13 protein-coding genes are annotated in these 13,309 nt (G+C 72.7%); 6 read left to right on the top strand and 7 right to left on the bottom strand.

Annotation, left to right across the window (positions count from 1 at the left end; genetic code table 11):
* Positions 1–107 precede the first annotated feature (107 nt).
* Together ACQPXG_RS44475 and ACQPXG_RS44470 are read left to right on the top strand one after the other, a co-directional pair.
* Positions 108–857, top strand: a complete 750-nt coding sequence (locus ACQPXG_RS44475) for a GntR family transcriptional regulator (protein ID WP_433465161.1) — start codon at positions 108–110, stop codon at positions 855–857.
* A gap of 1 nt (position 858) precedes the next feature.
* A complete protein-coding gene (locus ACQPXG_RS44470) occupies positions 859–1,428 on the top strand; it encodes an NUDIX domain-containing protein (RefSeq protein ID WP_433465160.1) in 570 nt (189 codons plus the stop codon).
* On the opposite strand, the gene ACQPXG_RS44465 is transcribed toward ACQPXG_RS44470, so the two are convergent.
* From ACQPXG_RS44465 to ACQPXG_RS44450, 4 genes are all read right to left on the bottom strand, one after another.
* Positions 1,406–2,998 (bottom strand): DUF4153 domain-containing protein, encoded by a 1,593-nt coding sequence (locus ACQPXG_RS44465; RefSeq protein ID WP_433465159.1) that lies wholly within the window; start codon positions 2,996–2,998, stop codon positions 1,406–1,408. The genes ACQPXG_RS44470 and ACQPXG_RS44465 overlap by 23 nt on opposite strands.
* Positions 2,999–3,225: 227 nt before the next feature.
* The gene (locus tag ACQPXG_RS44460) at positions 3,226–4,272 is read right to left on the bottom strand and encodes a HAMP domain-containing sensor histidine kinase (RefSeq protein WP_433465158.1); all 1,047 of its coding nucleotides are present in this window, start codon (positions 4,270–4,272) and stop codon (positions 3,226–3,228) included.
* The gene (locus ACQPXG_RS44455; RefSeq protein WP_433465157.1) at positions 4,269–4,955 is read right to left on the bottom strand and encodes a response regulator transcription factor; all 687 of its coding nucleotides are present in this window, start codon (positions 4,953–4,955) and stop codon (positions 4,269–4,271) included. The genes ACQPXG_RS44460 and ACQPXG_RS44455 overlap by 4 nt, the downstream gene beginning before the upstream one ends.
* A 73-nt stretch (positions 4,956–5,028) precedes the next feature.
* Positions 5,029–6,504 carry a glutamate--cysteine ligase gene (locus tag ACQPXG_RS44450; protein WP_433465156.1) on the bottom strand — a complete coding sequence of 492 codons (1,476 nt, stop codon included), beginning with the start codon at positions 6,502–6,504 and terminating at the stop codon, positions 5,029–5,031.
* 159 nt (positions 6,505–6,663) lie between these two features.
* On the opposite strand from ACQPXG_RS44450, the gene ACQPXG_RS44445 reads away from it, so the two are divergent.
* A complete protein-coding gene (locus ACQPXG_RS44445) occupies positions 6,664–8,007 on the top strand; it encodes a sensor histidine kinase (RefSeq protein ID WP_433465155.1) in 1,344 nt (447 codons plus the stop codon).
* 151 nt (positions 8,008–8,158) lie between these two features.
* Here ACQPXG_RS44445 and ACQPXG_RS44440 read toward each other — a convergent pair whose 3' ends face one another.
* Complete coding sequence (locus ACQPXG_RS44440; protein WP_433465154.1) at positions 8,159–8,707, bottom strand: YceI family protein; 549 nt, start codon at positions 8,705–8,707, stop codon at positions 8,159–8,161.
* A gap of 227 nt (positions 8,708–8,934) precedes the next feature.
* On the opposite strand from ACQPXG_RS44440, the gene ACQPXG_RS44435 reads away from it, so the two are divergent.
* Both ACQPXG_RS44435 and ACQPXG_RS44430 read left to right on the top strand, forming a co-directional pair.
* Entirely contained in the window at positions 8,935–9,729 is a 795-nt protein-coding gene (locus ACQPXG_RS44435) for a L,D-transpeptidase (protein ID WP_433465153.1), read from the top strand.
* A 69-nt stretch (positions 9,730–9,798) separates the two neighbouring features.
* A complete protein-coding gene (locus ACQPXG_RS44430; protein WP_433465152.1) occupies positions 9,799–10,518 on the top strand; it encodes a choice-of-anchor P family protein in 720 nt (239 codons plus the stop codon).
* On the opposite strand, the gene ACQPXG_RS44425 is transcribed toward ACQPXG_RS44430, so the two are convergent.
* Positions 10,404–11,534, bottom strand: coding sequence for a GlxA family transcriptional regulator (locus tag ACQPXG_RS44425; RefSeq protein ID WP_433465151.1), 1,131 nt, complete (start codon positions 11,532–11,534; stop codon positions 10,404–10,406). The two genes, ACQPXG_RS44430 and ACQPXG_RS44425, sit on opposite strands and share 115 nt — an antisense overlap.
* Positions 11,535–11,631: 97 nt before the next feature.
* On the opposite strand from ACQPXG_RS44425, the gene ACQPXG_RS44420 reads away from it, so the two are divergent.
* On the top strand, positions 11,632–12,450 hold the full coding sequence (locus ACQPXG_RS44420; RefSeq protein WP_433465150.1) for a dienelactone hydrolase family protein: 819 nt from the start codon (positions 11,632–11,634) through the stop codon (positions 12,448–12,450).
* Here ACQPXG_RS44420 and ACQPXG_RS44415 read toward each other — a convergent pair.
* Entirely contained in the window at positions 12,447–13,262 is an 816-nt protein-coding gene (locus ACQPXG_RS44415; RefSeq protein ID WP_433465149.1) for an alpha/beta fold hydrolase, read from the bottom strand. The two genes, ACQPXG_RS44420 and ACQPXG_RS44415, sit on opposite strands and share 4 nt — an antisense overlap.
* Positions 13,263–13,309: the final 47 nt, after the last annotated feature.

Genomic DNA, 13,309 nt, shown 5'->3' with positions numbered 1-13,309 from the left:
ACCAAGCACCGCCCACAACGCGTTCGCCCGAACCCCAAAAGGGCCCCGGGCCGGGCGGGATCTGTACGGTGTTATGTCAATACATCGACCCCAGTCCAGGATCTGGTATGCCGCGACCCCCCACGAAGGCACAGGCGATCGGCAACGCGATGGCCGCCCGCATCGTCGAGGGCGAGCTGGAGCCGGGCGCCTGGCTGCCGTCCGAGCGGGAGCTGGCGCGGGCGTACGGGGCCGACCGCTCGACCGTGCGGCGGGCGCTGCGGATGCTGGCCGACCAGGGCCTCGTCCAGCTGCGGCACGGTTCGGGCGCGCAGGTGCGGACGGCGCGCAAGGTGCGGCGCGCCGCGGCCGACATCACCCGGCAGGTCGGCGCGTGGCGCGGGTTCCACGTGTCGGCGCAGCAGGACGGCCGCCGGCCGTTCACCCGGACGACCGTCGCCGAGGTGGAGGCCGGCGAGCGGCTCGCGTCCCGCCTCGACGTCCCGGCCGGGACGCGGGTACTGGAGCGGGCGCGCGTCCAGGGCGTGGAGGGCGAACCACCCGTCCAGACCGCGACGACCTGGGTGATCCTTGAGATCGTCGAGCGGATCCCGGTGCTGCGCCAGGTCGACACCGGGCCGGGCGGCCTCTACTCGCGGCTTGAGGAGGCCGGGCACCGGATCACGTTCGAGGAGTCGGTGACGTGCCGGCTTCCCCGCGCGGACGAGCAGGAGACGCTGGAGATCGCGCCCGACCAGCCCGTCCTGACGCTGTGGCGCCGCGCCTACGACCAGGATGACCGTGTCGTCGAGGTCACCCACCGGGTGGTGGTCGGCGACCGGCACGAACTCGTCTACCGCTTTGGGTCGGGAGCCTGACATGAACGACGTCCCTGACGGCAACGAAGGGAAGCCCGCGGTCCGCCAGGTCGGCACGCGGGTGGTCTACGAGAACCCCTGGATGGTCGTCCGCGAGGACGAGGTCGAGCGGCTGGACGGCTCGCGCGGCATCTACGGGGTCGTCGAGAAGCCCGACTTCGTGCTGGTCATCCCGGTCGAGGGTGACGGGTTCCATCTCGTCGAGGAGTACCGGTACCCGATCGGGAAGCGAACGTGGAACTTCCCGCAGGGCTCGCTCCCGGGCCGGCAGGACGCCGACCCGGAGGAGCTCGCCCGGCTGGAACTCGCGCAGGAGACGGGCCTGCGCGCCGGCACGCTGACGCATCTCGGCTACCTGAACTGCTCGCACGGGACGAGCGGGCAGGGCTTCAACGTCTTCGTCGCGTCCGACCTGGTGGCCGGAGAGCCCGACCGGGAGCCCGAGGAGCAGGACATGCGGCAGAAGTGGGTGTCCTGGGAGGAGTTCAAGGCGCTGATCCGGGACGGCCGCATCACCGACGACTCGACGCTCGCCGCGTACGCCCTGCTCACCATCGACCAGGCTGGTTAGCGCAGCTCACCGTGCTGTCGACGGGGTGCTCCCGCAGGATGTCGCGCGCGCGGTCGCGTCCGTGGTTGGCGCTCATCGCCGGCTCATCGTCCTTCAGGTCGTGGGCGATGTCCAGGAGCGCGCACGACCGCATCGGCTCGGGGAGCCTGTCCAGCGCCGGGACGGCGTCGGCGGACAGGTTCCGCAGGTACCCGATGTCGATCTTGCCGGTCTCCCGGTACCGGTCGAGGTTGTGCTCGGCGATGAACCGGTCCGGGTTGACCAGCGCGAGGACGATCAGCGCGACCGCGCCGCTGGCGGCGACGGCGCGCGGCAGCCAGGCCACCCGCCCCTTGACGACCCCGGCGACCGCGACCATGACCACCACGACGCCGAGCCACAGCTCGAACGCGTGCACCCACATGCGCAGCCTCGTCCAGCCGTACGTCTCCTCGTACAGGTACAGGCGCCGCAGCGCCACGGCGACGACCACGAGCGTCATCGCGCACAGCAGCCCGAGCAGGACCTGGACGGTCACCCGGTCGCCCCGGCCCGCCGACGGCGCGTAGCGCTTCGCGACGGCCACGACCGCCAGGACGAGCACGGTCACGACGACGAGCTGGAAGAACCCCTGCCGCGCGTACTCGGCGTAGGTGAGACCGGTCGAGCGGAGCAGTTCGTCCTTGTCGTCGGCCAGGAAGATGCCCGCCTGGATCGCGCAGAACACCAGGAAGAGCAGGTCGAGCGCCGCGATCGGCACGGCCCAGGACCAGCGGCCGGCGGGCTTGGCGCGCTCGGGGACCAGCACGTGCAGCGGCGGCGGTGCCTGCCCGAGGAACGCGCCGGCGGACGCCAGCAGCAGCGTGACGCCGCCCGCGAACCCGTACAGGATGACGGTGCCCGGTGAGATCTCCGGGACGAGGCCCTCCGCGAGGCTGCCGAACGCCGCGTCCGCGCCGACGAACAGCGCGCCGAACACCGCGAGCAGCCCGCCCGCGATCAGGGCCGTCCGGATGGCCGGCCACGCGTTGCCGCGTCCCGACGTCACCGTCCCGTAGGCGCCGCGGACCGCCCACGGCATCATGGCGCCGGCCGCCGGCAGGACCGCGACCCCGCCGAACAGGACCTCCACCCAGGACCTTCCGCCCGACGTCCCGTAGGAGCCCACGGCGATGGCGAGCAGGATGGCGGGGACGACGACCCATTCCGCGTCCCGGAAGGCGGCGATCGAGGACAGGGCCACCGCGAGCAGCACGAACACGATCCCGGTCCGGTTCAGCCACGCGAGCCGCCGGTCCTTCTCAGCCCCGGGACGGACGAACCTCCCGCCCGACCAGGCCGAAGCGCCCGCGAGGTAGGCGACGGCGACCGCCGTGATGAGCACGCCCACGCCGAGCCCGTGCAGCATCTCCGGGCCGAGCGTGACCGCCCCGATGATCCCGGCGACGAGCGCGCCCGCGACGAGCGCCGGCGACATCGCCCGCGAGGGCTGCTTCCACCCGACGATCGCCTTTTCCAGCTTGGTCGGCTTGTAGCGGATCGGCGGATACCCGGGCGGTGGCGGATACCCGGGCGGCGGATAGGGGGCCACGGTGTGCGGCCGCGGCGATGCTCCCGGCGCCGGCGGTGCCCCTGCTGACGGCGCCCCTGCGGACGGTGCCCCTGGTGCGACCGATGCTCCCGGCGCCGGTGGCGGCGCGCCAGGCGGCTGGTGAGGAGCCGCCCAGGCCGCCGTGCCGGGCGCTTGCGGGTCCGTGCCCGGTGCCGGGGGTTCGGCCGGAGAGGGCGGGTCGTCGGCCGGGTTCTGAGGTGGTTTCGTCATGTCGGGTCTCCGGAGATCGGGGGGATGACGACGCGGATGCGGCAGCCGGTCGGGGTGTCGATGACGGTGATGTCGCCGCCGTGCAGGTCGGTCGCCCAGCTCGCGATGGCGAGGCCGAGGCCGGTGCCGCCGCCGGGCGTCCCGGCGCCGGACGCGGAGCCGCGGGAGAAGCGCTCGAAGACGCGCGCCCGCTCCTCGGGCGGAATGCCGGGTCCCTCATCGGTTACTTCGATGATCAGTCCGCCCGGCGGGTTCGCCGGGCGCGCCGAGACCGTGACGGGCTTTCCGGCGCCGTGCCGGGCGGCGTTGTCGAGCAGGTTCGCGACGACCTGGTGGAGGCGGTCGCGATCGGCGGTGGCGCGCAGGCCGGGCGTGACGTCCGGCTCGAACACCGAGTCCGGGTGGCCGGCGACCGCCTCCGCCGTGACGTCGGCGATGAACGCGGCGACGTCGATGTCGGTGACGTCCAGGACCGCGGCCCCGGCCTCGACGCGCGACAGGTCCAGGAGCTGGGTGACGAGCCGTCCGAGCCGCTCGGTCTGGTCGAGGGCCGTTTCGAGGACGTCCGGCGTCGCGGGCGTGACGCCGTCGGCGACGTTCTCCAGGACGGCCCGCAGCGCGCTGATCGGGGTGCGCAGCTCGTGCGAGACGTTCGCGACGAACTCGCGGCGCTGCCGGTCGACCTCGGCGAGGTCGGCGGCCATCCGGTTGAACGCCTGCGCCAGTTCGCCGACCTCGTCCCGCGACGTGGCCCGGACCCGGCGGCTGTAGTCGCCGCGCGCCATCGCCCGCGCCGCCGCCGTCATCTCGCGCAGCGGCGCGGTCATGCCGTGCGCGAGCAGCTGGATCACGACCAGCGAGATCAGCACGCCGACCGGCATCGTCTGCCGGGCGCGGAACCCCAGCGGGTATCCCCACAGCACGATCAGGACGGCGACGCAGGCGGTGACGACCACCACGACGCCGAACTTCACCTTGATCGACCGGAGCGGGTCCAGCGGCCGGGGCAGCCTCGCCCACAGTCTGTGGATGACGGTGGTCACGAGGCGGCCTCCAGGCTGTAACCGACGCCGTGGACGGTCCGGATGAGCCCCTGCCCGAGCTTGCGCCGCAGGGCTTTGACGTGGCTGTCCACGACACGGGTTCCGGACGCGTCCGCCCAGTCCCACACCTGTTCGAGCAGGACGGCGCGGGTCAGCACCGTCCCCCGGTTGCGCAGCAGGCACGCGAGGAGGTCGAACTCGGTCGGGGTGAGATGCACCTCGCGGCCGTCGTGGCGGACCCGCCGGGCCCGCTGGTCGATCTCCAGCCCCGCGACGCGCACGGACCCGTCCGCGGCCTCCATCGCGGGCCGCTCGACGCGCCGGAGCACCGCCCGTATGCGCGCGACCAGCTCGCGCATGCTGAACGGCTTGGTCACGTAGTCGTCGGCGCCGACGCCGAGTCCGACGAGCAGGTCCGTCTCGTCGTCGCGGGCCGTCAGCATCAGCACCGGCACGGGCCGGTCCGCCTGGACGCGCCGGCAGACCTCCAGGCCGTCGAATCCGGGCAGCATCACGTCCAGCACGATGAGATGCGGCTCGTACGCGCGGGCGCGCTCGACCGCGGTGGGCCCATCGGCGGCGACCTCGACGCCGAATCCCTCCGCCGCCAGCCGGTCGGCCACCGCCCGCGCGATCGTCGGCTCGTCCTCGACGACGAGGATCCGCGTCTCGTTCTGGCTCACGGGACCTGACTCTAGAAGCCCGATATGCCCGCGCCGGGGGTGATCTGTGGAGGATCTGTGAAGATCGGCCGGGTCAGATCTCCCAGGTGTGGACGGGGTCGTTGTCGCGCAGGTGCTCGGTGTAGGCGCGGGTCATCATGCGCAGGGCCTCGTGCCGGGACACGCCGTGGTCCCGTTCGAGGGTGTCGACGGCGGCGATCTGCCATGCGGCGCCGGTCTGGCCGGTGACGCAGCGGCGTTCGATGATGCCGAGCAGGCGGTCGCGGCGGACCGGGTCGACGCCCCAGCGGTCGAGGCCCTCGTGGGCGAGCGGAAGGAGTTTGCGCAGGACGAGTTCGGCGGCGGGCACCTCGCCCATGCCCGGCCAGTAGAGGGTGGAGTCGAGGCCCTCGCGGGCGGCGCGGTGCAGGTTCTCCTCGGCGGTGGCGAACGACATGCGGGTCCACACGGGACGGTCGGCCTCGGCCAGCATCCGGACGACGCCGTAGTAGAACGCGCCGTTGGCGACGACGTCGGCGACGGACGGCCCGGCGGGCAGGACGCGGTTCTCCACGCGCAGGTGGGGACGGCCCTTCACGACGGCGTAGATGGGACGGTTCCAGCGATAGATCGTTCCGTTGTGGAGGGTGAGCTCGCCGAGTTCCGGGATGCCGCCGTCGTCCAGGACCTCGCGGGGCTCCTCCTCGTCGCACAGTGGCAGCAGGGAGGGGAAGTAGCGGGCGTTCTCCTCGAACAGATCGAACACGGACGTGATCCAACGTTCGCCGAACCACACCCGGGGCCGGACGCCCTGCGTCTTCAGCTCGTCCGGACGGGTGTCGGTGGCCTGCTCGAACAGCGTGATGCGGGTCTCGTGCCAGAGTCGGTGCCCGAACAGGAACGGGGAGTTGGCGCCTATCGCGACCTGCGCGCCCGCCAGGGCCTGGGCGGCGTTCCAGTAGGCGCCGAAATGGTCCGGGCTCACCTGCAGATGGAACTGGACGCTGGTGCACGCGGCCTCGGGGATGATCGTGTCGGCGTGCATCCGCAGCGGCTCGGGCCCGTCGATGTCGATCCGCATCTCCTCGCCGCGCGCCGCGAAGATCTGGTCGTTCAGCATCTTGTAGCGCGCGTTGGCCGACAGCGACTCCTCGCCGATGTCGGTCTTGCGCAGGGTCGGCAGGATGCCGATCATGACGAGCCCGCCGCCGACCTCGCGGGCGCGGCCGTCGGCGTGCACGAGATGGTCGCGGACCTCCGCTTCCAGTTCGCCGGTGCTCTCCCCGCCGAGCTCCCGGGGCGGGATGTTGATCTCAAGGTTGAACTGGCCGAGCTCGGTCGCCCAGGCCGGGTCGGCGATCGCCTTGAGCACGTCCGCGTTGCGCATGAGGGGGTCGCCGAGTGAGTCGATCAGGTTGAGCTCGATCTCCAGTCCGATGTGGGGGCGCTCGAAGTCGAACTGGGATTCGCCCAGCATGCGGGCCAGCACGTCGAGGCACCTGCGTACCTTGTCGCGATAGCGCCGCCGGTCCTCGCCGCTGATGGTGACCGAGGCCACGTCCCTGCCCATGTGTCCGTCCCTGTGTTCCGGAGGAACCGTCATAAAACGGCATGTCCCGGTGGGCGAAGGTGAAAACCCGGCATGGAATTTCGGGCCCCCCGATTTGTGACCGGCCGGTAGCGTGTGTCGTCCCGCCGGGAAACCGGTATGTCCGCCGGGGAGGGGACCATGCGCATGCGCCCCCGGTCGATCCGGGCCCGGGACACGCTCGTCGCCGCCGTGATCGCCGCGCTCGTCCTCGGCGTCACCGCGATAGGCGTCGACCTCGCCGTGCGCAGCGCGGTCGAGGCGAGTCTCCTCCGGCAGACGCAGGTGGACGCCCGCCGGGTCAGCGGCGCCGTCCGGGACGGGACGCTGGACGGCCCGATCCGGGACGGCACGAGGGGCCGCGTCCTCGTCCAGGTCGTCGAGCCCGGCGGACGGGTGACGAACGCGACACCCGCCGCAACGGACAGACCCCCGGTGAGCAGAGTATGGCCGTCGAGCAACCTGCGGGTCCGCGACTTCACCGAGTGCCACGGCCACTGGCCCGACCGCGAATGCTTCGTGGCCGAGGCCATCCGGGTCAGCACCGCGCCGGACTCGGTGGTCGTGTACTCGTCCGTGCGGGTGCCGTCCTACCTGGTCAGCGGCCTGTTGGAGGCGGTGCTCGCCGCGTCGGTCCTGCTGTTCGCCGTGCTCGCCGCGTGGATCACCTGGCGGGTCGTCGGCCGCACCCTCGGCCCCGTCGAGGCGATCCGCGCCCAGCTTTCCGAGATCAGCGCCACCGACCTGAGCCGCCGCGTCCCGCAGCCCGCCGGGCAGGACGAGATCGCGCAGCTCGCCCGCACCGCGAACCAGACGCTCGACCGGCTGGAACGGGCCGTCGCGCGGCAGCGGCAGTTCGCGTCCGACGCGTCCCACGAGCTGCGCACCCCGATCGCCGGGCTCCGGGCCAACCTGGAGGACGCCTCCATGCACCCGGACGACAATGATCTGCGGGCCGTCGTCCGGTCGGCGCTGCGCGACACCGACCGGCTGGAGTCGATCGTCACCGACCTGCTGCTCCTCGCCCGCATCGGCACCGGCGGGAGCGCGGCGCAGGAGCCGATCGACCTCGGCGCGCTCGCCGGCGCCGAGGTCCGCCGCCGATCGTTCACCTTGAAGATCGTCACGGAGCTCGGCGGCGGCGTCATGGTCCGCGGCGTGCGCATGCAGCTCGTCCGGCTGCTGGGCAACCTGCTGGACAACGCCGAGCGGTACGCCGAGTCGCTCGTCACGGTGGAGGTGACCGGTGCGGACGGCCTGGCGCTGCTCACCGTCACCGACGACGGCGCGGGCATCGCGCCCGCCGACCGGGAGCGCGTCTTCGAGCGCTTCACCCGCCTGGACAGGGCCCGCAGCCGCGGCGCCGGCGGCACCGGCCTCGGCCTGGCGATCGCCCGCGAGATCGCCCAGGCGCACGGCGGGACGCTCCGGATCGAGGACCACCCGGCCGGCGCCCGCTTCGCCCTCCGCCTGCCCCTCGAATAGCGGAAGGGCCGTCCGTGTGGGACGGCCCCTCTCGCGGCGGCGAAGACGCGCAGGCGTGAACGGCCTCGGTCTCCGCCGCGATGTCGTCGGTCAAGCGAGAAGGGCCGCCCGGCACGGGACGGCCCTTCTCGCGGAGCAGCGGCGCGGGTGGTCAGGCGCGGACGGCCTGGATCTCCAGCTGGATGTCGACCTTGTCGCTGAGCAGGGCCTTCTCGCCCTTCAGCGGCACGTTGAACTCGATGCCCCAGTCCTTGCGGTTGATCGAGACCTCGGCGGAGAACCCGGCGCGCGTGCCGCCCCAGGGGTCCTCGCCGACGCCGTTGAACTCGACGGAGAGCGTGATCGGACGGGTGACGTCCTTGATCGTCAGCTCGCCGTCCAGGAGGTACTCGCCGCCCTCGGACCGTACGCCCTTGGTCGCGAACGTCATGGTCGGGTACTTCTCGACGTCCAGGACGTCGGAGGTCCGCACGTGCGCGTCCCGGTCGGCATTGCGGGTGTCGATCGAGCCGACCTTGATCTCCGCCGTGGCCGTGGACTCGGACAGCTCCTCGGCGATCTGCACGGCGCCGGTGAATTCGGTGAAGGTGCCGCGCACCTTGGTCATCAGGTGCCGGATGACGAAGGTGACCTCGGAGTGCGCGGGGTCGATGTTCCAGGTCCCGGTGGTCAGCTCGGGGGCGACGGCGGCGATGCTCATGGTGGCTCCTCGCGGTAGTGCTTGAAACTTCAACGACCTGTCGAAGGTTAGTTGAAGGCTCAAACACATGTCAATCCCGGATTGTTCCACCCGATCCACCGCGCCGCCGGATTCACGGTGCGCAACTCGGTCCGAACGCCGTGCAACCCGACGGGGCCCTCATGCGTAATCAACTGGGCACAGAGGCGAGCCGGAGCCCCTCTCCGGCGGGATCATTTGGAGTCTTCGTGAGCGACGAACCACCCAGCGCCGCCGGGCGGACGGCCCGGGCGGCGGCCCCGGCCCTGATGGTGACGGCCCTGCTCGTGACCGGATGCGGAGGAGGGCACAAGGACGCGACCGCCGGCGCGTCCCCGGCGGGCGGTACGGACAAGCTGCCCCAGGCGACCACCTACACGACACTCAACGACCTTCCGAAGGACCCGGCGCCGGCCGCCAAGAGCGACGGGACGGTGGTGCACCCCGAAGACACGGTCCCGGTGTCCGCCAAGCCCGGCGCCCCCGCCGTGGCCGAACTGCCGAGCACCCAGCTCAAGGGCCCCACCTGGGTGCCGGTCGTGGAGAGCCGGCCCGGCTGGCGCCGCGTGCTGCTCCCCAGCCGCCCGAACGGCGTGTCCGGCTGGATCCCCGACTCCGGCCTGAAGACCGCGCGCAGTTCGAGCGCCGTCAGCGTCGATCTCGGCGACAAGAAGCTGACCTTGTTCCGCGGCGGCCGCAAGACCGGCGCCTGGTCCGTGGCCGTCGGCGCGCCGAAGACGCCCACCCCGACCGGGCGGACGTTCCTGCTCGCCTCCCTGGCCCCCGCGAAGGCGACCTACAGCCCGCTGATCCTGCCGGTCGGCGCGCACTCCGCCACCCTCGACTCGTTCGGCGGCGGCCCCGGGACGGTCGCGTTCCACGGCTGGCCGTCCAAGTCAGTGTTCGGCAAGGCCGTCACGCACGGCTGCGTGCGCGTCCCGGCGGACGCGCTGAAGCAGCTCTCGCAGGTCCCGCTCGGCACACCGGTCCAGATCACGGACTGACCCGAACCCCCGGCTCCCCGGCCGGTCCCGCTCAACCCCCGAATCACTAACCCCCGAAGGAGAAATACCGTGCGTTTGCAGGCACTCACCAAGTGCGCGGCCGTGGCCGGCGCGCTGGCCCTGCCGTTGACCCTGGGCGCCACCGCCGCGTCCGCCACCACCGGCGGCGCCGGCTCGGCCCTCGCCGTCGGCGCCACCGGCCCGGTCGCGATCCCGGCGACCCCGTCGGTGACCTCCACCGCCCAGCGGCCGGAGCGCAAGAGCGTGGCCGAGCTGCCGGCCAACCCGCTGGTCGAGGCGCGGCTGCTGAACGTCGCCGCCTGGTCCGGGCACGCCCGCGCGTCCGTCGCCGACCTGAAGGTGGCCCGGCTCGGCCTCACCGCAAGCGCCGTCACCGCGAAGTGCGAGAACGGCAACGGCATCTCCCACCTGGTCAAGGCGAAGATGGGCGGCCGGACGCTGAAGGCCGGCGCGACGCCCAACACGATCGTCACCATCGCCGTGCCGCAGGTCGGCAACGCCACGGTCACGCTGAACAAGCACGTCCGCGACACGGACGGCAACCTCACCGTCACCGCCATCGAGGTGAGCGCGACCATCGCCGGCAAGACCCAGACGCTGAGCATCGCGTCCGTCAACTGCGGCAAGGCCGTCGGCCAGCCGGGACAGCCCGGTCAGCCGGGCGAGCCGGGCCCGTCCGACCCGGGCACCCCGTCCTCCCCGGCCACCCCGCCCGGTGAGGCCCCGGCTCCGACTCCGGTCCCGGGCGACCTTCCGGTCACCGGCTGATCCGCTCCGCCAGGCAAGGGCCCGCGCGTCCCGCGCGGGCCCTTCGCGGTGGCATCCCGCCGGAAGGTCGCGCGGTAGTCCCTGGGGCGCCGTCCGGTGTGCTTGGCGAAGAGGGCGGCGAAGGTTCCAGGGTCCCTGTACCCGACGGTGGCCGAGATGGCGGCGACCGTCCGGTCCGTCGTCTCAAGGAGGTGACGGGCGCGGCGGACGCGGGACGACTGCAGGTACTCCAGCGGGCTCTGCCCGGTCTCGCGCGCGAAACGCCGCAGCAGCGTCCGGGTGCTGACATTGAACGTGCCGGACAGCGCGGCGAGGTCGTACCGGGCGGCGAGGTTCTGGTCGAGCCACCGCATGACCCTGCGGGAGAACTCGTTTCCTGGCTGCGGGAGAAGCCGGGGGTCGACGTACGGGGTCTGGGACGTGCGCGCGTCGTCCACGAGCGCCATCCGCGCGGTCGTCCGCGCGACGCCGGCCCCGCTGTGCCGGCGGATCAGCTCCAGCGCGAAGTCGTACATGGCGCTGAACGCCGCCGTCGTCGTCACACCCGTGTCGGTGGCGACCAGAAGCTCCGGCCGGACGTCGGCGTCCGGGCAGCGCCGGGCCAGCTCGTCCGCGAACAGCCACGCCGTCGTGGCGCGGCGCCGGCCGAGCAGCCCGGCCTCGGCGAGCAGGAACGCGCCGACACAGATCGAGACGACGGCGCCGCCCGCGGCGGCGTGCGCGCGGATCACCGCGATCTCCGGGGCCAGGGAGGCGAGTGCGGCGTCCACGTCGAGGCCCGTGTGGAGCTCGAACCCCGGCACGACCAGGACGTCGGCCTCACGCGGCGGGGAGACGGCCAGCGCCACGCCCCCGGACGCGACGACGCGCCGGCGGGGCGAGACGACCGTCACCTCGTATCCGGCGCGGTCGGAGCCGGCGATGTGCGCCGCCATCGTCAGGAGATCGGGGACGCCGAACACCTCCGACGCGAAGCAGCCCGGATAGGCCAGCACGCCGACCCGCAGTGCGCTCACGCTCGCCTCCTCACAGTCGCGTCAGTGGCGAGATTACCCTCGTACATGGCGATCCGGCCTATCACCGTGCGAGGGCGCGGCGGTCCACGCTGTCCCCATGAGCACTGCCAACGGGCGTCTCGACGACGCGATCACGGACTTCTCCCGCCGGCGCGTGGACGTGGACGGGGTGGTGAAGACGGTCTACGTCGCCGGTTCCGGACCGGCCGTCGTGCTGATGCCCGAGATGCCGGGCATCAGCCCCGACGTCCTCCGGCTGGCGCGGTGGGTGCGGGACGCGGGGTTCACCGTCCACGTCCCCTCGCTCTTCGGCGCGGACGGCGCCTACCCGACGGCCGAGAGCGGTGCGAAGGTGGTCCGCCGCGCGTGCGTGAGCGCCGAGTTCAGGGCGTTCGCCGGGGGCGGCACGAGCCCCGTGACGACGTGGCTGCGCGGGCTCGCGCGCCAGGCCCACGCCGCGTGCGGCGGTCCGGGGGTCGGCGCGATCGGGCTCTGCTTCACCGGCAACTTCGCCCTCACCATGGCACTTGAACCGGCCGTCATCGCGCCGGTCGTCAACCATCCGTCGCTGCCGCTGGACGACCCCGCGGGACTGGAGCTGAGCGACGAGGACGCCCGCGCGGTCCGGGACCGCGTCACGCGTGACGGCCTGAAGGTGCTCGCCTACCGCTTCGAGGGCGACCGCTGGTGCACAGGTCAACGCTTCGCCGCCTACCGGGCGCTGCTCGGGGACGCCTTCGACGGCCGCGTCCTCCCGGACGGCGCCGCCAACACCGACCCGCCGCCGTTCTTCCGCGACATGGTCGAAACCCCGCACAGCGTCGTCACCGCCCACCTCGTCAACGAGGACGGGCACCCCACACTGAAGGCGAGGGACGAGATCCTCGCCTTCCTGACCGGCCGCCTGAAGCCCTAGGACGCGGCGGCTTCCGGACGGGATCCCAGCAGGGGGTGGGCGCTGCCGTCCAGGAGGACCTTCGCCACGCGCGGGGGGTCGTCGGACATGGGGACGTGGCCGCAGCCCTCCAGCCAGACGAAGCGGGCGTGCGGGAGGCGGCGCTGCGCGCGGATGGCCTGGCTGCGCAGCAGCAGGCGGTCCTTGGTGCCCCAGGCGATGGTGACGGGGACGTCCGCGCAGGAGCCGAGGAACCGGGTGCCGCGCCCGGCCCGGAGGGTGGGTTCGAAGCCGGGGGCGTCCCGCATGGCGCGGGCGTCTCCGGCGAGGGCCTCGATGTCCATCAGGTCGGGACGGCCGTAGATCATGCCGAACATCAGGGTGCGGCGGCGCGGCGAGCGGGCCAGGCGGGTGAGGACCGTCTCGGGGACGCGGGCGCCGAGCCGGGACGCGCGCAGCACCGACATGCCGTAGCGGAGTTCGAGCGCGTTGAAGAACCCGGCCGGGGACAGCGCGGTGACGGAGCTCGCGAGGCCGCGGTCGGCGGCTTCGAGGGCGAACAGCCCGCCGAGGGAGTTGCCCGCGACGTGCGGGCGGTCCAGCCCGAGGTCGGCGAAAGTCCCGGCCAGGGCGGAGACGACCGCGTCCAGGGTGTAGGGGGTGCCGGGCGGGAGCGGTGGGGAGTCGCCGAAGCCGGGCAGGTCGACGGCGATGACCTCGCGTTCGGCGGCGAGCATGTCCATGACGGGGGCCCAGCCCTGGCGGCGGTGGCCGATGCCGTGCAGCAGGACGAGGGGCGGCCCCTGGCCGCGACGCTCGAAGACGATGTCCACGGCCGAAGGGTAGAGCGGAAGTTACTCAGCAGTCACTAGTGATGCTC

This window comes from Spirillospora sp. CA-128828 (assembly GCF_050945415.1).
Taxonomy (GTDB): Bacteria; Actinomycetota; Actinomycetes; order Streptosporangiales; family Streptosporangiaceae; genus Spirillospora.
This window is presented reverse-complemented; position numbering and strand designations above follow the sequence as displayed.